Genomic DNA, 19,739 nt, shown 5'->3' with positions numbered 1-19,739 from the left:
TAGGCTTTCATTCACCCTGATTTTACCGCCCCCGGACCATGTCTATAAGAATCAGATAACACGACAAGTAGTCTGACGCCGGGGGTTACCGCCAATCGCACCACCCGTCGCGCCCTGCGCCGTCGTGCCCGCCGCGTTTGTGATCTGGCCGCTCGCCGTGAGCGTGAGGCCGTCGCCGTTATCCGACACGATGCGTCCGGCCGTGTTCTGCACGTTCGCGCCCGACACATTCATCGCGCCGGCCGCTTCGAGCCGGCCTGCGGTATTGTCGATGTCGCCGCTCGACACCACGTCGAGCGCCTGCGCCGATGTGATCGAGCCGGATGCATTTCGCAGGCTGCTCGCCGCAACCGTCGCCACACCGTTGGTGCCGATGCGGCCGTGATCGTTCGCGAGCGCGCCGGTCTGGACGGTCAGTGTTCCCGTGCCCGCCTGGCTGATCGTTCCGCTCGTGTTGGTGAGATTGCCCGAGCGGATCGTCGTGTTCTGCGCGTTCGTGGTGACCGTGCCGCCGGTATTGTCGAAGGCGCCCGATGCGGCCAGCGTCGTGTCGCCCGCGCCGGTTTGCGACAGCGTGCCGCTGCGATTTGAAATGCCACCTGCCGTCACGCCCAGTTGCGCGGCGCTCATTTGTCCCTGATCGTTCGTCACGGTTCCCGCAGCATTGGCCGTCAGACTGCCGCCCGTCTGCATCGACGCCCCGGTGTGGACGATATTGCCGGCGTCACCACCCGCGCCGGTCGCCGTCAGGGACGCATTGCCCTTCGCGAGCGTTTGCCCGCCGGCCATGTTCAAACTGCTACCCGAGAGCGCGAGATCGCCCCCCGCCATCTGTTGCCCCGTGGTGCTCACGCTGCCGGTACCCGTCACCGCGAGGCTGCCGGTTCCGGTGACGTTGCCGTTCGCGTCGATGCCCGCACCGAGCGAGCCGGTCGAGTTGACGCTCGCCCCCGTGACGGCCGTGTTGCCGAGCGCGGCAATCGTGCCGCTGTTCGTTACCTGCCCCCGGCCGTTCAGCGTCGTACTCTGCGTCGCATAGACGGACCCGCTGTTCGCCACGTCGCCCGCTGTGGAGATCGCGACGTTGCCGTTCGCACTTGTCGAGCCAGACAAGATCACCTTGCCCCGGCTGCTGATCTGGAGGTCGCCGGCTTGCGACGCAATCGTGCCCGCGCTATTGACGCCGACGCCGGTCTCCGTGCCCACCAGCATGATCTTGCCGGCGTACATGCCACCGAGCTGCGCGACGTCGATCGCGACGCCCGGACTGTTGCCGTCCGCGCCGAGCGATGTCGCGTTCAGATCGCCATGACGTACGTCGTTGTTGCCCGTCACGACGTTGAGCGACTGTCCCGCCCAGATCTTGCCGTTGACGGCCACGCTGCGCGCGATCAGGTCCACCTGGTCGACATTGCTGCCGTTCAGGCCCGCCGATCCGATCTGGATCTGGCCGCCCGTCACGTGAAACGCATCCAGACTGCCCGTGCCGCCGAAGACCGGCGTGCCGGTCGTCAGGATGCCACGGCTCGTGTTGATAAAACCGCAACCGTTACAGTAGATCCCCGCCGGGTTGGCGATCACCACTTCGGCCTTCTGGCCCGCCACCTCGGTGTAGCCCAGCAACTGGCTCGCGTTGCCGCCCACGACCTGGTTCACGATCACGCGCGCGCTGCCCACGGCGAGATTCGGATTACCCGTCACGTACCCGCCGAGCTGGGTCTGCACGCTGGTTGCCGAATTGTTCAGGATCAAACCTGACTGGCCGACGTTGTAACTCGTATAGGCGTTGTTCGAGACGCCGGCTCCATTCGGCGTGGCGATCTGAACGATCGGCAGACCGTTCGCCGTCACGCCGACGGCTGGTCTGCTGCCGGACGTGGGCGCCACGACGACCTGCGCGTCGGCCCACAGCGGCTGCATGCCGAGCGCACACATTGCCGCGAACGCAACATGCCGCATCGACAGCATATCGACGAAGCTCACGCATACGCGCATCAAAGGCGTACGACGATGCATGCCGGCCGAGCGGCCCTTTCCAGTCCCCGTTGCCGTTTCCTGCACGGCCGTCCAGAGACCACGAGCCGCATTGAAAATGACACGATAGATACTCTTGTTCATAGCAGGAAACTCACGCTGAAACCCGCCACTGGCCAGTGGTTCGGGAAACGGTCCGGCTGGTACAGCGGGCCGCCGATGAAAACGTCATAGCTGACGTGCCTGAATGCGCTGCCGCGCAGGCCGATGACGGCCCCCACGAGACGGCGGCCGAGCAGGTTGTTCGCTTCGGGACCGAAGACCTCACCGCCGTCGATGCCCAAATACAGCGCCTGGCCGAATCGCTGCAAGGGAATCTCCAGGTCATTGCGCACGAACACGCCCTTCTCGGCGGCCAGCATCGTGTCGCCGTCGAAACCGCGCACCGTGTAGCGACTGCCGATCGAGAAGTACTCGGTCGGATACAGCACGTCGGGCGTGTTCTGCGCACGCACCGTGGCCGTATAGCGCAGCGGAAAACCCGCGATCGCGAATGGCACGCTCAACGTCGCGTCGAGCGTTTCCATGTGGTAGTAGGACGTGGGTGCACCACTCGGCAGATCGGGTTGCGCACCGAACCACGGCACGCCCCACCGATAGGCGAGCGTGCTGTCGAGTTGCGCCGCGCCGAAGTAATGCTTGTGTTCCCAGCCAAGTTCCGCGTAACTGTTGTCGCGGTGTTGAACGTCGATTTCCGAGCCATCGATGAACGCTTCACTGAAGCGCTTGCCGACGCGGAATGCGACCATGTTCTTCTGCACCTGATTGCGATAGAACTGGTATTCCGTCTTGACATCGAAGGTGCTGGACTTGCCGCTCGATACAAGCGTCGTGAACGCGCCTGCGATCTGCTGGTGGTAGTCGTACCGGCTGGCCGTGGCGGTGAATGTCCAGTTGCCCCAGGGAATCGAGTAATACGCGCTGCTGCCATGCGTGCCGTATTGGCTCGTATGGCCGTCGAGGTCGTGGTTGTAGCTGATGTTGAGGAGGTCGGACAGGCCAAGCGGATTGTCGAGCGTCAGGCTTGCGCTGCCTTGAAACTGGCCGGTCGACCTGAGCCCGCTGTCGTCGGCGCTCACGGCCAGCGACCACGGTTTCTGCCGTTTGACCGCAATCACAATGTCGCTTTCGCCCGTCGATGCTCCCGGCACGATCTGCATGTCGACGTCCTGATTCGGCACGCGTTTCATCTGCTCGAGACCCTGCTCGAGATTGCGCAGATTCAGCAGATCGCCGGCTCTCGTCGGAAACGCATTGCGCCACGTGCCATAGATCGACGGATCGGCAAAGCGGATCGCGCTGATGACACCCGGAATCAGTTCGAGCTTCAGCTTGCCGGTGGACAGATCCTGCGGCGCGATGACCACGCGCGTTGTCGAATAGCCCTTCTCGATAATGCGCGCCATGACCCGATGCACGATCAGGTTGAGCCCTTCCCTGCCGACACACTGCCCTCGATAGCACTGCAGATAGTCGTTGACGAACATCAATTCGCCAGGGAACAGAGGATTGGGCAACAACGCGCGCGCACCGGCCGACTCCACGGCATCGCTCAAACCGGGTGGCACTTCCAGCGTCAGTTCGTCGACCTTGAAGCACGGCGATTCGACGGGAACCTTGCCGTCGTCTTCGGCCGGGCGCTCGACGGGTTGAAGCGCAACGTTCGGCGCGTTGATCGCACGCTCGCGTTCGATCGCCTGCTCCTGTGCGCGGTGACGCTGCTCCTGTTCGCCAAGCGGATCGGCGGCCTGTGCGTGTGTGATGTCGACGTGCGAGGCTGCCAGCAATGCGGCACATAACGACACGAGCCGAACTAACGTTCGCCCCCGCGCGTAACCTCTGCCCACGAATTCGCATGCCGCTTTCGGTAACCGTGCAATCCGGCCTGATTTGTTCTTCTTCATTACGTCGATCTTGTTATGGCGCCGGCATCGACGCAGCTGTTCTGAACGTCAAACTACGGGCAGGCCCAGGCTCCTGCCACTGCGCTGGACGTCTCGCAAACCCGGTCCACGGCAGAACCGTTCTTCGCAATCAGATCGAGCGCAACCAGCGCGCTCGCGAATCCTCGATGACCCGTGATCGTCGTCCCGATAGGGATGTGGGGCGCGAGGTCCCGCCAGGGAATCCCGGTGACTGGCAAGGTGTCTTTGAAACTGGCGCATCCGGCGGTCGGCGCCACGCGACAGGTACCGAGGAATGAACCGTCGTTTATCGCAATGCCGTTCGGATCGGCCACGTTTGCGCGCGGTCCGATTACGTCAACAGGTTCGCTAATAATGCTGGGATTCGCACTCGTGACCTGATTGACAATTTTCCCGATATTAACGTCGACTAAATTGAGTGAAGCACCGGCGGCGCCTACGTTAAAACTGCTATAGGTGTTGTTCGAAACACCAGCAACTGTCGGCGCGATATTGACGGTTTGATGCCCATTCGCGGCGGTTGAAACCAACGTTGCGGTGCCGCCATCAACAGCCATGCCAATTGCATATGTATTGCAAGGAACGACAACCAGTACGGCGGTGATCAGCCTGATTTGAAATCGATGCAGACACGGGCTTCCGTGGCTTGCGCTGCTTCCCCGTGCGCGGCCTGATATTCCTGTTTGCACGCAACTGTTCGTTGCGGTTTCTCCTGGTGGATTCGCTCAATACGCGCGACTTTTTCGGCCGCAGCTTTCGTACGATGATTAACGACCCTCACGAGACGTTTCTTTAGGAATGTCTGGAAAGATTTTAATTACGATTCGCCTTCAAAAAACAAACCTGCTTCTGAAACCCAAGCAGACGTCAGGCGGCCCCGATTGGGGAATCGAAAGCCACCAGGAAAATTCAGAGTCTCTCTCGGTAGAGAGGCCTTGATTGTGGTTCCATTTATTGGTACCATATTTTGCAATGAATGCTGCTCATCGAAAAACCTTGGCCGCCGTATTCACCGACCCCGTTTCCAGGTCGCTGGAGTGGCGACGCATTGAAGCGCTGCTAATGGCAGTGGGGTGCCAGGTAATCGAGGGGAATGGGTCGCGGGTGCGATTCGAGAAGAATGGGATCATCGCCTCGTTTCACCGGCCGCATCCCGCCAAGGAAGCCAAACCCTATCAGGTACGCGATGCGCGGCAGTTTCTGGAAAATCTGGGAGTCCATCCATGAGCAATACCATGATGCACAACGGCTATGCAGCCCGTGTGGAATATAGCGAGGAAGACGGTTGTTTCGTCGGGCATATCGCGGGTATCCGGGATGTCGTCGGTTTTCATGGCGAAAGCGTAGCCGAGTTGCGCGCTGCTTTCGAACAAGCCGTTGACGACTACCTGGAAACCTGCAAAAAACTGGACCGTGAGCCAAACCATCCCTATTCGGGGCAGTTCCGTCTGCGCCTGTCGCCCGAGTTACATGCCCGGGCCGCGATGCTGGCAGAAGCACGAGGCAAGAGCCTGAACGTATGGGTGGCAGAGGCCATCGAGCGCAGCGTGACGGCCCCTGTGTGACGACTTGTCCTGGCTCTCTGTGCCACGAATTACCTTGACCAAAGAAGGCAGAAATCGCCCAAAAGAGGACTGAAAGCTCAGTCGACCAATGGAAGGCTACCACCGCAAGTCTTTGATTTGACTGAATTTCTATTTCTGTCTGTTTATGGCGTATGGGACTCTTAATCCGTAGGTCGACAGTTCGAATCTGTCACACCCCACCAAAGATATCAAGCGCCTAGCCCGGTCATCGCGACTGGGCTTTTTGCTTTCTGAATTCCGTGTAGGCATCTTGGATGCGTATGCATCCATTCCGATCCACATGCTGCCGCGAACACCGAGCTGCAACGCCGGATTGCCTCTGAATACCTGCTGGTCGGCCAAGTGCCCGTGCTGCGCTATAAGGCACAGGGGCCAAGCGGCAACCGATTGTTCTTCCCAGAACGCAACAAGACCATGTCGGCGTTAGCTGAGGCCAGACGTGGGGAGATTTCATGTATCGTGGTTGCGGCGGGCGGGCGCCAGGAGGTCGAGCCGCCCTCGAATCGGCGGCTCTGGTTGATTAAAAACGGGCACACGATGCTTTAACTGCATAGTTAATTTGCGGTCGCACTAACTCTGGCTCGCTTGTAGCCCAGTCTCACTGAATTAGACACCGGTCGACGGGTCTCTGTGGCGCGGGAATTTGCAAGTGATTGATTCTCCGGGAGGTGCAGGTGCGCCTTTTGTGGCGCCCTACGACGGCTACATCGACGCAAATATGTCTGGTTCAACCCGAATCGCTAGCCACTTACCGTTATTTCATCCCGTACCACGCTCCGCGCCCACTGCCGTGGGGCTCCAGGTGCCCTCTGTCGACCAGATCACGGAAGTGCTGCTTCAAGGTATTGCGACTGCTACCGGTGAGCTTGATAGCCTCGGCCATCGTGATTCGTCCATGCTCGCGAGCGAACTCGACGATTTGCAAGGACAGCACAGGCAGAACCGCCAGCACGATTTTCTCGCGCTCAATTTTCTTCTCAAGCCGTCGAACCTGTTCGGCAAGCGAGCGAAGGTAAAACATCAGCCACGGCTGCCAGTTCGGCTCATCGCTGCGGATTGTCCCCTGTGTCTGGCGCAAGGCCAGATAGTAGCCTTCCTTGTTCGCCTCAATCACGCTTTCCAGCGAGCTATATGGCACGTAGGCATATCCGGCCTGAAGCAGCAGCAAAGTCGTCAGCACGCGACTGAGTCGCCCGTTTCCATCCTGGAAGGGATGGATTTCCAGAAACACGACGACAAAAATGGCAACGATCAGCAGCGGGTGCAAGCGCGATTTTTCGCGCTCGTCATTGACCCACGACACCAGTTCGATCATCAGGCGCGGCGTGTCGAAGGGCGTGGCCGTTTCAAAGACGACGCCGATTTGCCTGCCGTTTTCGTCGAAAGCAGAGACGTTGTTAGAGCTCGTCTTGTAGTGGCCTCGGTGCCGCTCGTCTTTCAGGCTGTGCCGGAGAAGGATCTGATGCAGTTGCTTAATGTGATTCTGATTGAATGGGATGTCCTGCCATGAACTGAACATCAAATCCATGAGCTCGGCATACCCCGCCACTTCCTGCTCGTCTCTCGTTTCGAACTTCTGGATGGCCAGATTCGAAAGCAATCGTTCGACTTCCCGGTCAGATAGCTTGCTGCCCTCGATGCGGGTTGACGAGCCGATGCTCTCGATGGTCGCCACCCGTCGCAAGGACGACAACCGATCCGGTGCAAGTGTGCTCAAGGCACGCCATGCGCCTTTGAATTCGTCGATCCGGGCAATCAGCCCCAAGACCTCTGGCGTAATCTGAAGAGTGTTAGCGTTGAGCATAAACCAATCATACACCCATTTACACCCATTTATGGACTATGAAAATGGGGGTAAATGGATGTGGGAATGGATGCTAGAGGGTGTTAGGCACTTTCAGTCGGACCTGGTATCCTGGTGTGATGACACCACGCAAGCCATACCCGACGGACGTGACGGACGAAGAATGGAGCTTCGCCGTTGCGTACCTGACCTTGATGAACGAAGACGCACCGCAACGCCGATATGAACTTCGCGAAATGTTCAACGCGCTGCGCTGGACGGCGCGAGCCGGTGCCTCGTGGCGTATGCTGCCGACCAACTTTCCGCCGTGGGAACTGGTCTATCAGCAAACACAACGGTGGCTGAACGCGGGTTGTTTCGAGGCGATGGTCAACGACTTGCGTTCGGTGCTGCGTGTGGCTCAAGAGCGTCAGGGGCAACCGAGCGCGGTTATCCTGGATGGACGCACGTTGCAGTCCACGTGCGAAAGCGGCCCGCGTGCGGGTTACGACGGTTATAAGCGCAAGCGTGGCAGCAAGGTTCACATGGCCGTCGATACGCTGGGCAATCTGCTGGCTGTGCACATTACGCCGGCCAACGAGCAGGAGCGCGCGCAGGTGGCCGAGCTTGCCCGTCAGGTTCAGCAGGTAACGGGCCAGACAGTGAAGCTGGCATTCGCTGACCAAGGCTATACAGGCGAGGATGCGGCGCAGGCCGCGCGTGACGAAGGCATCGAACTGCAGGTCATCAAGCTGCCCGAGGCGAAAAAGGGCTTCGTGCTGCTGCCGCGTCGCTGGGTAGTCGAGCGCAGTTTCGGTTGGCTCAACCGGTTCCGGCGACTGGCTCGCGACTACGAGCGCCTGCCCGAAACCTTGGCAGGTCTGCACTTCGTCGTCTTCGCTATGTTGATGCTCGTTCATGCTGCGCCGATTATCCAAAGTTCCTAACACCCTCTAGGCACGTCATCTTATGAAACGGCTCGTGCGCACTACTTCCGGCTAGACGCTGTTCTGGATACTCCCGGAAACGAAAAGGGGTAGGCATTTTGGGTCAGTGCCAGTCCATACCGATCCTTGAGAGCGCAGATCTCTTGCTGGCCCGGGAGATGGAGCGATTCGTGAGGAAGCTCTGGTTATGGTTTCCCCTTCACGGACTGATGCGCAGGCAGCACATCGACGATCGCATCGGCTGTTAAAGGACGAACGGACCGGCCAGCCAACTTCTCACGCCAGTACGCAACCTGCCGCAGCGTGAGGACACGGTCATCGTCCATGACGGCTCTCCAGTCGCGGCGACGCGCGGTAGTGTTCCGGGTCGTTCAGCCACTCGAGCACATCTGCCGAACGCCAGAGGGTGCAGCGTGGGCCAAACCGTACGGCGTGCGGGAAACGCCCGGCCTGCTCCAGTGTCAGGATGGTTTGCCGGGACAGGCGGACGTGGGGGCGAAGATCAGCGAAGCGCAGCAAGTAGCCGGGCGCGAGCGGCGCGGCCGGCCACGGGACAGAAGTTTTCCGGGCCATTGGACTGCCTCCAGGAAACGGGCAGCCTCTTCAGGGTCGACAGGAGGAACACGCCGCGAGCGCGGCAAGAGGCGGGAAAACCGCACAACGCTCAGGCGTGCGTGGCCTCCGGTGGAACACGGCGGAATGCGGTGAGGTTGAAATCGATCAAGCCCAGCCGGATGCGCAGGCAGGCCCGCAGACGGCCCAGGATAGCCGCGAGCATGATGACCACCGCCCGGATCTGCTGCTCAACGACGTGCCATACCGACAGCACGAACAGGCTGAGCATCGCGAGCCATGCGTTCATGCGCCCGGCCTGAAGCAGGCTCGCCGACCTGCTCCGCTTCCACTGCATCTTCCAGGACAGTCCGTAGAAGATCACGATCCACGCGACCATGCCAATGAAGCATTCCAGCATGGGGATCGTCTGGACTTCCAGGCTGAACAGCAATGTGAACATCGCGAGCGCCACGAACGATCCTAATACCGCGACGGGCGCCAGCCGACTCTGATGGCTGACCCTGTCCATCTGCAAGCGAAATCCCTCACAGCACATGCGGATGACATGGGCCGGCAGTGCGACTGCGTCGCCGCTTTGATGGCGCACGTGCAGTTCGATGGAGAAAGGAGTCGTGCTCATAGTAGAAAAACCTATGCCTCTTTATGCGAAAAATCAAGACCACGCGTCACCACCGCTCTGGCCCATCAGGCGATAGCCCCGGTTTGGGCTCCGGCGATCGACTGGCCGTTCGCTGCGGCTGCGTGGCCGAACGAGCTTTCTGCGCCTCACGCGCCCGCTCCCGCTGCTGCCGCATCTGAATCAGTTGCTGCCGTCTTGCCTCCAGTGCATCGTCACCGAACGTGATGTCGAGGCGGTATGCAACGACCAGCACGGCGGTCCGCTCGCGGAAATCCTCACTGCCACTCACGTCGATGTGTGGCCCGAACTTCTGGCGCGCGAGCAGCAGGCCCGTGAGCATGGTGTCCCACTGCGCATCATCTGAATCGAACACAATACCCCAGCCCTCGTCGGTAAACTGTCGCTCGCCCTGGCGCAGATAGTCGACGTTGCCGGTCGCCATATTGACGCGCCAGGTCCAGTTCTCCATGACATGTGCGCGCTTCGGCGGCAGAGGATCCGTGTCATCCCCGAACACGCCGGTGATCCGGTTGCGGCGCTCCGGCTCCTGGGGCGGCTTGCGTCTGCGCCGCTCCGTATAAGCCCAGCCCCGAAGCTGAACGATAGCTGCCTCGCCCCCCTGCTGCGCCATCATTTCGACCCATTCGCGGTACGTCTGAGGCCGCCTCAAGGCCTCACGCTCCATTGCCTGCTGCTCGCGCTGGGCTTCCAGTTCCCGCGCCCGCTCGAAGGCCGACACCGAATACGCGGCCTTGCGCTCAACTGCCGGCAGACCGCTGCTGCGGATGCGCTCGCGCACGTGCCGGTGCCGTTCCAGTAATGCGCGATATTCGCTCTGGTGCCGGGTTTGCATTTGCCGCCGCGCTGCGTCGTATTCGCGACGCTGACTGGCATGGTCGCCGTCATATCGTGCGCGTAGTTCGGCCCGCATCCGGGCACGCACCTCACGGCGGGCTGTGCGCGCCTCGTCAATCTCCCGTTCCAGATAGCGACGTTCGGCACCCGATACCCGGATCACGCGGATCGGCTCCTCCCACGGACCAAGACACTTTTCCAGCCTGCCCTTGCCCAGCTGTTCATGCACACTGCTGGCCTTCACGGGTGTCAGATCCTCCCTGTCTTTCGCGTAGATCGCCAGTCCCTGTCCCTTGATGCGCAATTCCAGTCCGTGTCTGGCCAGCGCTTCATGGACATCCTGCCACGTCGCATCAGCCTGTACCAGCGCAGCCAGCACGTCGTGTTTCGGGTCCCCGCTGGCGTACGTGGCCAGGCTTTCCATGCCGCGAAACGCTTCCATGTCGCGCGCCCGCGCCGGCCGCGATTGCCGTTCCTTCCGCTCGCGATCGCGCTCGATGACGGGCTGGCCGTCACGTTCGATGACGGCATACGGCCCGGGATCATGCTGCCAGCCCTGGCGTAACTCCAGCTCGCGCATGCAGCGATCCAGTTTCAGGTAGCTCAGACCCGGATGCACCGCGCGCCCCGTCTCCAGGTTCACGCGGTTCACGATGACGTGAAGATGCACATTGTCCGTGTCGCGGTGAATGGCAAATACGTGCTGGTGTTCGTCAGGGATCATGCCGAGCGCATCGAGCGCCGCGCGGCCGGCCTCGAACACCTGGGCCTGGTCGGGCTGCTCGCCGTCGCGCCACGAGACCACGAAGTGAAATACCGGGTCGTGCACGCGCGCGCTACGAGTCGCCACCGCGCGCATCTCCGCATGCGCGGTGTCCAGCGACAGGCAATTTGTGAATGTCTCGGTCTCGGGCGCGTGCACGTCATCGGTCCGCGTCACGTAGTCGATCAGAGAGCGGAAACTGCTTCGTCCGTCGCCGCACTTTTTGAACACCTTAGCCAGCATTGTCGACCCGCCGGATCGCCTCAATCACGGCACGCTGGGCGGCTTCAATCTGTCCCATCAGCGCGGCACGCTCACTGGCCGAGCGGAAATCCTCTCCACGCAGATGCTTGATCAGCCCACTGGTTCTGCGCTGCTCGTTGCCCAGTATCGTCAGCGCATCAAGCACGCGGCTGGTGGTGACACTGCGCGTCTTCCGGCCGAGCGCGCAGGCGCGGAAGTACGCCGAGAGCGTCAGGCCGCAGTCGCCGGCCTTCTGCATGATGGTGGCGTGCTCCTCGTCCGTCATGCGCACGCCGACGACGATGGTGTGCTGCCTTTTCTCCGTGTTGCTGGCCATGTGGGTGTCTCCTCTGGAGCTGATACGCGTCCGTGGCGCGCGGTGTCGTGAAACGCATCGGCACGAACGCCTTACAGCCGTCACCTGTACTGGCGCAGTGCGTTCGCACACGCGATCGCCCGGCCACCGGCAGGGCAGACGGCAACGTAACCCCGACCACGGCCAGTGTGCATCGCAAACCAGCGTGCGTAAGCAGAAATTTTGAAAGCGGAGATTCCAGGTCTGGACAACGGCGAACAACCCCGCATCAACCTGTGCGCATCCGTAACGGTAAGCGCCCGGACCTGTTACACCCGCGGGTCAGTTCCCTGTGTACCGTATGAGCCATACCCAAATGGAAGCTACCTCGACAGGACCACACGATGGCTACGAAACGGCAACGGCCTTCGCCCGATCAGTGGGCAACGCTAGACGCAGCACTGGAAGGGTTGCGTGAACGTACGCCGCCCGGCACGGCATCAACGCTGTCACGGGGAATCACCCGACGCGTCGACGCACTGCGCGCAGCGCTGGAATCGGGCTGGCGTATCCGCGATCTCGCGACGTTCTTCAAGGAATCGGCCGGCATCGACGTGTCGCCCAGCACGATCCAGACGGCGTTACGGCAGGCACTGATCGACACCAACCCGGATACCGGGCGTCCTCGCGCGAAGCGGCCACGCAAACGCAGTGCGGCCAGTAGCACGCCTGCCCCGAACAGCATGCAGGCAACGAACGAAGCGGGAGCACGCATCACGCCGTCACCAGATAAACCCGTTGCCACGACGGGAGTAAAGGCGGACATACCACGCGCCCGGATAATCGCGCCGCTGGGTTCAACCCTGACCCAGGGCGCAACGAAGCGAGGACAGCGATGAAGCGATTCGTGATGGTCTGCGGTGACCAGGGCGGAACAGGTAAAAGTCTCATGGCGAGAGCGCTGGCCGATCGTATCCGGTGCGAGCAGCGCGATGCGCTGATGATCGACGGCGACGGGGAAATCGGCAACCTGTACCAGTTCTACGCGAAGGGAGAGCCGGTTCCCGGCCAGATTGAGAACGGCGTTGCGCCGATTCACTTCACCGGTCCGGAACAGGAGCGCGACCAGCTGCTCGCGACCGTCGATCTCGGCCGCCCGGTGATCCTCGCCGACATGCCGGCGGCGCCACTCACGCAACTGAAACAGTTCGACGGTGATACCGGATTCTTCGCGGAACTGACGCGAAGTGGTTACCGGCCCACGTTCGTCAACGTGCTGTCGCCATTCAGCGCCAGTACCCGCACGGTGCGCGAGATGATCGAACTGGCCGGGAAACAGGCCGATTACGTGGTGACGCTCAACCAGTGGTTTGGCGACCATGAAGATTTCTTCATGTGGTATGGCCATGCGAACAGTCCGCCCAGCTCGGGCTACACGATGCGGCCAGATTACGGCGGCGTCGAGATCGCCTTCCCCAGGCTCCAGGCAGGGCTGCTTGTCGCCATTGACGAGCTTCTGCTGACGGTTTCGGATGCACGCGAGGATACCCGGCTCACGACACTTCAGCGCTCGCGCCTGCACCGCTGGATGCAGGCAGTCGATGCGGAGCCGGATGAGGTGACCGGGTATCTGGGGCTGACAAGGAGGCAATGATGGGTAGCGAAGCGTTCGACATGCTGCTTTCGCGGCTCGACAGCGAGGATCGGGAACGCATTCGTGAAATGGCGATGGCCTACGGGCTGACCTTCGATGATCCATCCTGGGTGCCGTTTGCAATCACGCAGGTAACACTGGATGAACTGAAGGCTCAGGTCGAAGATGCGGCCGATGAAATGGAGAAAGCGGCCGATCTCGCCTTGCGCAGGATCGGTAACAGCGCACGCGTGGTCAGCAATCAGGCTTATACCGTCATCGAAGCACAGTCCAGGGCTGTCCAGGGACTGCGGGACGCGATGCTGGACATCGAACGCGCATCCGCCGTCGAGTATCGGACATTGCTGGCCGAACTCGCGGCCGATCAGATCGGCAAGCTCATCGAACAAGGCACGAACGGCATCGTGCAGGATGTGACACGGCAACTGACCGGAAAAGACGGACTGCTTGCTCGCAGCGCGACCGAGTACACCGCAGCGCTGGAACAGGCTCGACAGCGGTTCGTGGCGTCCGTCGATGCGGCCGTGGCGAAGGTGGACGACGCAGCCACAAAGGCTGCCGCGTCGACACGTCGCGGCGTGCGCCGCACGGTATTTCTGGCGATGGGGACCATCGTGGTCTACGCGGTCGTGACCTTCGGGCTGGTGGCTTCCTGGAGCGGTCGCTAGCCAGCCGCCGATGTTCACGCGTCGGGAATATGCAGCGGCTCACAGCGCCCTGCCCGTCCTCCGGCATGGTGATGGTCGCCTGATCGTTGCCAGGGACGCGGCGAGTTGCACCCGGCCGGATGTCAATCCCAGTCTGGCGGCCCATGGCTTGCCGGGCGACAGCAGGCAGGTTGGCCGGCACGGCCGCGCATCTATTCTCGCGGCGGTTCGGCAAACACCTCAATGAGCGCCAGAAGCGCCTCGCGCTTGCGTACGTCGAGCTCCCGAAACCCCGCGACGAGCCGTTGCTCATCCCCGTTCTCAAGACGGGATGCCTTTTCTCCGGTGAGGAGGAAATAGACGTCCACACCCGCCGTCGCGATCGCGCTCAGGTAATCGGAGTTCGGTCGCCTCATGCCCTTCTCGTACTGAAACTGCGCATGCTGCTTCACGGCGCCCAAGGCTGCAAACTGCGTCTAATTCAGGCCCAAACGCGACCGCTCACGCTTCAGCCTCCATGTCGCGAGCCCGCGCCGGACGCGATTCGCGCTTTTTCCGGTACGAGCGGTCACGCTCAATAACAGGCTGGCCGTCGCGCTCAACGACGACATACGGCCCACGCTCATGCTGCCAGCCCTGGCGTAGCTCCAGCTCGCGCATGCAGCGGTCCAGCTTCAAGTAGCTCAGACCCTGATACACCGCACGTCCCGTTTCCGGGCTGACTCGATTCACGGCGACGTGCAGGTGCACGTTGCCCGTGTCGCGGTGGAGCGCGAAGACGTGCTGGTGTCCCTCCGGAGACATCCCGAGCGCGTCGAGTGCCGCGCGGCCCGCCTCGAATGCCCGGTTGCTGTCTGGCTGTTCGCCGTCGCGCCACGAGATCACGAAGTGGAATACCGGATCGCGCACACGCGCGCTGCGATGAACACCATGTTCGGATTCAGACCGTGCGACTGCGCGAGCTTCGCCACCGAGATGCCCGGCTCGCACGCAGCCATCGCAACGTCACGCCGGAGTTCAGGCCCGTAATTCGGCCGCCTCTTGCGGCTCCCAGCACGGTCGATCTCGGTCATCAAAGTGGTCCCCACTACTCGATGTGACGGGCATCACTTTGGACACTCTTAACGTCGATGTCGATACGACGAAGTAAACCTGACCCACCTGGGAGACGATGGCGGCTTTTGCCGCCGATGCTGACTCAGGAGCAAACATCAGGAGAAGCACGCCGCGAGCGCAGCAAGAGGCGAGGAAAACCGCGCAACGCTCAGGCGCGCGCGGCCTCCGATGGAACGAGACGAAATACGGTGAAACATGGATCGACCAGGCCGAGCCAGATTTTCAGGCATGTCCGCAGACGCCCAAGGATGACCGGCAGCATGTTGAGCACAATCTGCACGTGCACCTCAACGACATGTCGGAATGAAAGCGTGTGCCGACCCAGCATGGTGGCCCACGCGTTCATGCGCCCCGCCCGAAGCAGCTTCGCCGAGCGCATCCGTTCCCCGTGCATCTGCCCCGACAGTCCGTAGAAGATCACGATCCAGGCGACCATGCCGATGAAGCAATCCACCATGGGCCGAGCCAGGAGAGGTAGCCGAATGCGAGTGTGAGCAAAACGAGCAGGACAAACGGCCCGATCACAACAGCAGAGGCAAGGCGCCACCGGCGCGTTTCCCGGTCCATGTGCAGGCGAAATCCGTCGCAACACATGCGGATCGCATGGGCTGGCGATGCGCCTGCGTCGCTCGTGATGAAAAAATTAAGCCTCCACTGCCCGAAAATCAACAACCCATCGGCAGGGCCATCGCTGTTGATACCGTCAATGCTAGTAGCGTCGCCCTTACCCGGGTTCCGTCTCCGCGGCGTCCGCCTCACCCTCGGGCGCACCAGTGATTGCCGCTACCAGCGCCAGCACTCCCTTCTTCTCCCGGGGCTTGAGTTCGCGATACCCGGCAAGCAGCCGTTCTTCATCGCCATCGAGTGCGAGGGTTGCAGGGTCAGACGTACGCCCGGTCAGCAGATACAGGACATCGACACCGACCACCGCGATCCCGGCCAGATAGCTTGCATCCGGGAACCTCAAGCCTTTTTCGTAATTGAGCTGCGCATGTTTCTGCACGCCACCAGCATTCGCCAATTCCGCCTGGTTCAGGCCCAGCCGACGCCGCTCCTGCTTCAGGCGAGCTGAAAAAGCATCCGTTTGTGAAACTATTGTTGATATATTCACTTTTGAATACTAAAATAGGTAGCGTATCCGGTTGACTACTTTTGTGATGGTATCGCGCCCGGCGCGATACGAACCTGTTTTGTGCCTCGGCAGAAGGTTTACTTCTTCCCGAAAGGAGAGATGCCATGTCATTCAACTACGAAATCCGCGGTGCCCTGCAGGTCCGATCCGGCTTCAGACATGCTCACGCGCAGCAACTCGCAGAGAGCCTCGCCAGGCCAGCCGATGTCTACTTCGCAACCGATGCCGTGACCCATTCGTTCGTGATACGTGTGCGTGGCGGCCTGTCGCCGGACGAACAGCGATCGGTCGAAGAGACTCTCGCACGCTTCTCCCAGAAATGGGCTGCGGCCGGTGCAATCTTTAGCCGGCAACGCTACGGCGAGCCATCGTTCGTTGCGCTCGGACCTGCATCCCACATCGAACTGCTCGACGAACTCGCCGATCTTCACCTCCAGCTGAACGCGCTGCTGGACCGCCACGCCTTCATTCTCGGGCATCTCGGCGCAACGGGCACCGAAACAGTAATGGAACCGGTCGCCGACGACTGAAACGACTTCTAGCGTACAAGGATGACTGCTATGGACAAGGGAACGTACGTTCTCTCGGGCTCGCTGCCTGTGCATGACGACCTGGAAGCGGAGCAGATCGAACGGATCAGGCAACACCTCGGTGGCATCGCCACGGTGTATCTCGCGCATGACCAGACCGCGCATGCCGTATCGCTGCGTATCTCCGGCACGATGCTTCGGGATGACGCCCGCATCATCGAGCGACGGATCGAGAAATTCGCGGAAGAGAACGGCACCGCGGGCGCCATCCTCCTGAGCGAATGGAACGGTCTGTCGGACTGGCTCATGGTCGGGTTGAACTGGCATGTGCAGTGTCTCCTCAAGCTCGATGCCGTGCAGGAACAGTTCGCAAGGCTCGTGGAACGAGACTTCGATTTCCTCGTGCGACTTCAGCCACCCGGTGGGAACGCGGGCAGCGAGCGGCAGCCCTTGATGTGCGTTTCGGTGGCGACCTGAAAATCCAAGCCGTCACCCAAGGTTCCCGAATCATAAATGGCGACCCTCCTGAAGTTGGCAGTATCTTGCCCCGGTGACCCAAGGCGGAATCTCCCTGGCGGGCAACGTCCGGCGCATGCGGTATGCACCTTCGCAGCAACCCGTGCACGAACTCCGACAGAAACCGGACGCGCCGCTAACAACCGAAAGCGCGCTGCCAGTGAACCGGAGACAAGGAAGGCGCCATGCATCCGGTTCTTGTGAGATCGTTCGGCAGCCTGCCGCCGCGATACTACGTCCGCCAGTTCCTTTTCAGCCTCTTCTTTCCCGGGTTTCTGCTCCTGGCCTCGACACACGGCAAAGGGTTGCTTTCGCTACCACTCCACCTGCAGGTGATCATTGCACTGAATACGCTTCTCTATCCGTATTCACGGTTCGTCTACGAAAGCGTGATCGGTTACATCGTCGGCGATACCGTTCTTGTCTTTCCCGCCATTCTCTATGGCACAGCAAAGTTGTTCACGATGCTGTTCTGCTGGGCCTTCGCGATCTACGTCGCCTCCATCGGTCTCATCTGGCTGTATTTCCGCAGCGACCGATAGTGCCTGCCCAACGGTGGCCGTCATGCGGACGAAGCTGGCTCGCGGTAGCACGGTCTACCCGTCCCGCAGCATTCCAATCACCTTGGTTCGAAAGATGCTCCAGTGCTGCGCGCCCATAAGCCGGCACTTGGGCAGCCGATATCACTGACGGCTCCCGGCGCTCACCGCCGCCATCGCAAATGCGACACCCAGACCGACATGGGCCACAGCCCGCGCCAGGAATTTTCCGATAGCCCTCGCGACGCAGAGAGAAGGGGAGTGCGCGAGAAAAGCGCCAAACCCGGTCATCGTCACCCCTCCTGCAAGCCCTGATCGACAGCAGACAGTTGCCGTCCGGTCATTGCTACGTTGAAGAGCACCAAGTTTGATTTGGGCGGCACCATTTCGCCGTTCGAAATCTTGGACGGTGTAGTGCTTACCCTTCTCGCCCTCGTCTCGGTCACGGCAGCCTTTGTCGCGGATTCCGTGCGCGCCAAGAATTGCTCCCGTTCGCCGGCGCGGACGCTGTTCTGCTGCTTATTCTCTTCGTCGGCAAAGGACTGCCCTCTGTTGATAGCGCGGACGAGCGTGAGAGGAAACGTATTACCTTTGAGGAACTTGTCCAACTCGCCGACCTCGCAGTATCACACCAGAGCTACGAGCGAGCGTTAACGTTGCTGGATGAAGCGAAATCTCGGCTTCCCGCGAACGACGACTGCAAAGGAAATTTGGAAGAGCGTGAATCTGACATAAGGCGCAAACAGTTAGGACCGTGGCGTTACGTACGCGCGCAGCTCTCTCGCAAACCCAGGGCGTAGCCGCAAAAGCGCATTCAGCAGCTCCATAATCGCGCTCTTCTTCCAGACCATTCCAATGTCGGACTCGGAGTTGATACGTCCTTAATAGATACCTAAAAATGTAGTTGCCGCTCCGCCCATGCGACTGGCGCCGCTTTTCAGTTTGATTGTTCCTCCGTTACTGTGCTTAATAACCGGCGAACCCGACTGACCTTGCCTCGTTCGGCTATCGATCAAAAAAGTCGGCAGTTCGTTACAGTCCACGTTTGGTTCCGTTGCGACGAAGCCCGTCGCCCAGACCGGATAAAAGCCACCGTAAGCCAACCCAAAGGGAAACCCGACCACGCTAACAACGTCGGCAGGACCGACCGCGTGTTCTTCGTCGCCAGCGTCTTCCTTCCATGAAAACGTTGTAGTGCCTCCCAAATTATCCAGCGGCAACGCTACAAAATCGGCAAGAGGGCCGAGCGGCGGATGTTCAATCCAACGCGGTTCATCGCCCGCGCATAACTGCTCCTCCCGTTCAACCCACGCACCGTAGCCTGATTTGGCATGGTGATGAATTAGGATTTGGCCGGGATACCACCCGTACTGCTCAGGCACTTGCCGTTGTCTTGTCACCGCCCTGTACCGTTGTGACGGTTGGTGACGAGAACGAAGCGCCCGGCTGGCGACTGCATGACGAAGCCGGTACCGGTGGACAAAGCTTGTTCGCCGAATTTCATGCGGATGAACAGTGCGCCTAAACTCGCCCTCGCCAGTCCCGGCGGAGTCGAAGACTCGTCAATGGCAACGCTTGCGTATGACACTGTATGGATTCCGTCGGTGGTCCCGTGCTAAACGATGCGCGGTATTAGCTTTCATCTAGTCAATGTGACCAGCAAAACCAATCGGGGAGTCATCCGGCACGGATGAACACGGGAGAGGAAGGGACGATTTCATTGAAACCGGTTGCAAATTGCGTGCACTTTGAAGACCAGTTCTCCCTGATTCCCGTTGTTTTTTCTATTCCAATATGCGTTAGCTGGCCTCAAGGTCCTTCCGCAGCAAACGCTCCGCGCCGGGGATGCACGCATCATTCGACCATTTTCCCGTTTATTTCGAAATCAGCGCATTTGTCCCGAACCTCGGCGTCGTATGATGCACGCTCGGTCCGGTGATATTCGCGCTCGAACACCACGTGAGCGCATTCTTGCTTTT

25 protein-coding genes are annotated in these 19,739 nt (G+C 60.7%); 9 read left to right on the top strand and 16 right to left on the bottom strand.

Features of this window, described 5'->3' with window-relative positions; translation table 11 throughout:
• Nucleotides 1-51: 51 nt before the first annotated feature.
• The 3 genes from LPA34_RS24020 to LPA34_RS24010 form a co-directional block, all read right to left on the bottom strand.
• The gene (locus tag LPA34_RS24020) at nucleotides 52-2,118 is read right to left on the bottom strand and encodes a two-partner secretion domain-containing protein (RefSeq protein ID WP_228983068.1); all 2,067 of its coding nucleotides are present in this window, start codon (nucleotides 2,116-2,118) and stop codon (nucleotides 52-54) included.
• Nucleotides 2,115-3,821 (bottom strand): ShlB/FhaC/HecB family hemolysin secretion/activation protein, encoded by a 1,707-nt coding sequence (locus tag LPA34_RS24015; RefSeq protein ID WP_228983066.1) that lies wholly within the window; start codon nucleotides 3,819-3,821, stop codon nucleotides 2,115-2,117. Before LPA34_RS24015 ends, LPA34_RS24020 begins: the two co-directional genes overlap by 4 nt.
• 170 nt (nucleotides 3,822-3,991) lie before the next feature.
• Nucleotides 3,992-4,516: a two-partner secretion domain-containing protein gene (locus LPA34_RS24010; RefSeq protein WP_228983064.1), complete on the bottom strand. Its 525-nt coding sequence runs from the start codon at nucleotides 4,514-4,516 to the stop codon at nucleotides 3,992-3,994.
• A 415-nt stretch (nucleotides 4,517-4,931) separates the two neighbouring features.
• Between LPA34_RS24010 and LPA34_RS24005 the strand changes: the two genes are divergently transcribed.
• Together LPA34_RS24005 and LPA34_RS24000 are read left to right on the top strand one after the other, a co-directional pair.
• Nucleotides 4,932-5,186 carry a type II toxin-antitoxin system HicA family toxin gene (locus tag LPA34_RS24005; protein ID WP_228983057.1) on the top strand — a complete coding sequence of 85 codons (255 nt, stop codon included), beginning with the start codon at nucleotides 4,932-4,934 and terminating at the stop codon, nucleotides 5,184-5,186.
• Entirely contained in the window at nucleotides 5,183-5,524 is a 342-nt protein-coding gene (locus LPA34_RS24000) for a type II toxin-antitoxin system HicB family antitoxin (RefSeq protein WP_228983053.1), read from the top strand. Before LPA34_RS24005 ends, LPA34_RS24000 begins: the two co-directional genes overlap by 4 nt.
• Before the next feature lie 775 nt (nucleotides 5,525-6,299).
• Here LPA34_RS24000 and LPA34_RS23995 read toward each other — a convergent pair.
• The gene (locus LPA34_RS23995) at nucleotides 6,300-7,349 is read right to left on the bottom strand and encodes a Fic family protein (protein ID WP_228983050.1); all 1,050 of its coding nucleotides are present in this window, start codon (nucleotides 7,347-7,349) and stop codon (nucleotides 6,300-6,302) included.
• A gap of 119 nt (nucleotides 7,350-7,468) precedes the next feature.
• Between LPA34_RS23995 and LPA34_RS23990 the strand changes: the two genes are divergently transcribed.
• Complete coding sequence (locus tag LPA34_RS23990; protein ID WP_228983073.1) at nucleotides 7,469-8,275, top strand: IS5 family transposase; 807 nt, start codon at nucleotides 7,469-7,471, stop codon at nucleotides 8,273-8,275.
• 185 nt (nucleotides 8,276-8,460) lie between these two features.
• Here LPA34_RS23990 and LPA34_RS23985 read toward each other — a convergent pair whose 3' ends face one another.
• From LPA34_RS23985 to LPA34_RS23970, 5 genes are all read right to left on the bottom strand, one after another.
• A complete protein-coding gene (locus tag LPA34_RS23985) occupies nucleotides 8,461-8,601 on the bottom strand; it encodes a hypothetical protein (RefSeq protein ID WP_228983049.1) in 141 nt (46 codons plus the stop codon).
• Nucleotides 8,591-8,848, bottom strand: a complete 258-nt coding sequence (locus LPA34_RS27110; protein ID WP_411179030.1) for a helix-turn-helix transcriptional regulator — start codon at nucleotides 8,846-8,848, stop codon at nucleotides 8,591-8,593. The genes LPA34_RS23985 and LPA34_RS27110 overlap by 11 nt, the downstream gene beginning before the upstream one ends.
• A gap of 91 nt (nucleotides 8,849-8,939) precedes the next feature.
• Nucleotides 8,940-9,470, bottom strand: a complete 531-nt coding sequence (locus LPA34_RS23980) for a hypothetical protein (protein WP_228983046.1) — start codon at nucleotides 9,468-9,470, stop codon at nucleotides 8,940-8,942.
• 46 nt (nucleotides 9,471-9,516) lie between these two features.
• Entirely contained in the window at nucleotides 9,517-11,331 is a 1,815-nt protein-coding gene (gene traI / locus LPA34_RS23975; protein WP_228983042.1) for a TraI/MobA(P) family conjugative relaxase, read from the bottom strand.
• Nucleotides 11,321-11,668: a plasmid mobilization protein gene (locus LPA34_RS23970; protein ID WP_228983038.1), complete on the bottom strand. Its 348-nt coding sequence runs from the start codon at nucleotides 11,666-11,668 to the stop codon at nucleotides 11,321-11,323. Before LPA34_RS23970 ends, traI begins: the two co-directional genes overlap by 11 nt.
• Nucleotides 11,669-12,030: 362 nt before the next feature.
• On the opposite strand from LPA34_RS23970, the gene LPA34_RS23965 reads away from it, so the two are divergent.
• From LPA34_RS23965 to LPA34_RS23955, 3 genes are read left to right on the top strand one after another with little or no spacing between them, the layout of a single operon-like run.
• Nucleotides 12,031-12,525: a helix-turn-helix domain-containing protein gene (locus LPA34_RS23965; protein WP_228983034.1), complete on the top strand. Its 495-nt coding sequence runs from the start codon at nucleotides 12,031-12,033 to the stop codon at nucleotides 12,523-12,525.
• Nucleotides 12,526-12,575: 50 nt separating this feature from the next.
• Nucleotides 12,576-13,280, top strand: coding sequence for a cobalamin biosynthesis protein CobQ (locus LPA34_RS23960; protein ID WP_228983030.1), 705 nt, complete (start codon nucleotides 12,576-12,578; stop codon nucleotides 13,278-13,280).
• Nucleotides 13,277-13,948, top strand: coding sequence for a hypothetical protein (locus LPA34_RS23955; protein WP_228983028.1), 672 nt, complete (start codon nucleotides 13,277-13,279; stop codon nucleotides 13,946-13,948). Before LPA34_RS23960 ends, LPA34_RS23955 begins: the two co-directional genes overlap by 4 nt.
• A gap of 191 nt (nucleotides 13,949-14,139) precedes the next feature.
• On the opposite strand, the gene LPA34_RS23950 is transcribed toward LPA34_RS23955, so the two are convergent.
• The 5 genes from LPA34_RS23950 to LPA34_RS23930 all read right to left on the bottom strand — a co-directional run bounded on the left by LPA34_RS23950 (nucleotide 14,140) and on the right by LPA34_RS23930 (nucleotide 16,154).
• Entirely contained in the window at nucleotides 14,140-14,343 is a 204-nt protein-coding gene (locus LPA34_RS23950; RefSeq protein ID WP_228983024.1) for a hypothetical protein, read from the bottom strand.
• 85 nt (nucleotides 14,344-14,428) lie between these two features.
• Nucleotides 14,429-14,836, bottom strand: coding sequence for a relaxase/mobilization nuclease domain-containing protein (locus LPA34_RS23945; protein ID WP_228983020.1), 408 nt, complete (start codon nucleotides 14,834-14,836; stop codon nucleotides 14,429-14,431).
• The gene (locus tag LPA34_RS23940; RefSeq protein WP_228983018.1) at nucleotides 14,809-15,000 is read right to left on the bottom strand and encodes a transposase; all 192 of its coding nucleotides are present in this window, start codon (nucleotides 14,998-15,000) and stop codon (nucleotides 14,809-14,811) included. The genes LPA34_RS23945 and LPA34_RS23940 overlap by 28 nt, the downstream gene beginning before the upstream one ends.
• A gap of 191 nt (nucleotides 15,001-15,191) precedes the next feature.
• The gene (locus LPA34_RS23935; RefSeq protein ID WP_228983011.1) at nucleotides 15,192-15,500 is read right to left on the bottom strand and encodes a hypothetical protein; all 309 of its coding nucleotides are present in this window, start codon (nucleotides 15,498-15,500) and stop codon (nucleotides 15,192-15,194) included.
• Between the two features lie 267 nt (nucleotides 15,501-15,767).
• On the bottom strand, nucleotides 15,768-16,154 hold the full coding sequence (locus LPA34_RS23930; RefSeq protein ID WP_411179029.1) for a helix-turn-helix domain-containing protein: 387 nt from the start codon (nucleotides 16,152-16,154) through the stop codon (nucleotides 15,768-15,770).
• A 125-nt stretch (nucleotides 16,155-16,279) separates the two neighbouring features.
• On the opposite strand from LPA34_RS23930, the gene LPA34_RS23925 reads away from it, so the two are divergent.
• The 3 genes from LPA34_RS23925 to LPA34_RS23915 all read left to right on the top strand — a co-directional run bounded on the left by LPA34_RS23925 (nucleotide 16,280) and on the right by LPA34_RS23915 (nucleotide 17,763).
• Nucleotides 16,280-16,705, top strand: coding sequence for a hypothetical protein (locus LPA34_RS23925; protein WP_228983007.1), 426 nt, complete (start codon nucleotides 16,280-16,282; stop codon nucleotides 16,703-16,705).
• 30 nt (nucleotides 16,706-16,735) lie between these two features.
• The gene (locus tag LPA34_RS23920; protein WP_228983004.1) at nucleotides 16,736-17,182 is read left to right on the top strand and encodes a hypothetical protein; all 447 of its coding nucleotides are present in this window, start codon (nucleotides 16,736-16,738) and stop codon (nucleotides 17,180-17,182) included.
• 224 nt (nucleotides 17,183-17,406) lie between these two features.
• Nucleotides 17,407-17,763 carry a hypothetical protein gene (locus LPA34_RS23915; RefSeq protein WP_228983002.1) on the top strand — a complete coding sequence of 119 codons (357 nt, stop codon included), beginning with the start codon at nucleotides 17,407-17,409 and terminating at the stop codon, nucleotides 17,761-17,763.
• Between the two features lie 290 nt (nucleotides 17,764-18,053).
• Here LPA34_RS23915 and LPA34_RS23910 read toward each other — a convergent pair whose 3' ends face one another.
• Nucleotides 18,054-18,368, bottom strand: coding sequence for a hypothetical protein (locus LPA34_RS23910; protein ID WP_228982999.1), 315 nt, complete (start codon nucleotides 18,366-18,368; stop codon nucleotides 18,054-18,056).
• 273 nt (nucleotides 18,369-18,641) lie between these two features.
• Nucleotides 18,642-19,142 carry a hypothetical protein gene (locus LPA34_RS23905; RefSeq protein ID WP_228982997.1) on the bottom strand — a complete coding sequence of 167 codons (501 nt, stop codon included), beginning with the start codon at nucleotides 19,140-19,142 and terminating at the stop codon, nucleotides 18,642-18,644.
• Nucleotides 19,143-19,739: the final 597 nt, after the last annotated feature.

This window comes from Paraburkholderia gardini (assembly GCF_907164575.1).
In the GTDB taxonomy this organism is placed as follows: domain Bacteria; phylum Pseudomonadota; class Gammaproteobacteria; order Burkholderiales; family Burkholderiaceae; genus Paraburkholderia; species Paraburkholderia gardini.
This window is presented reverse-complemented; position numbering and strand designations above follow the sequence as displayed.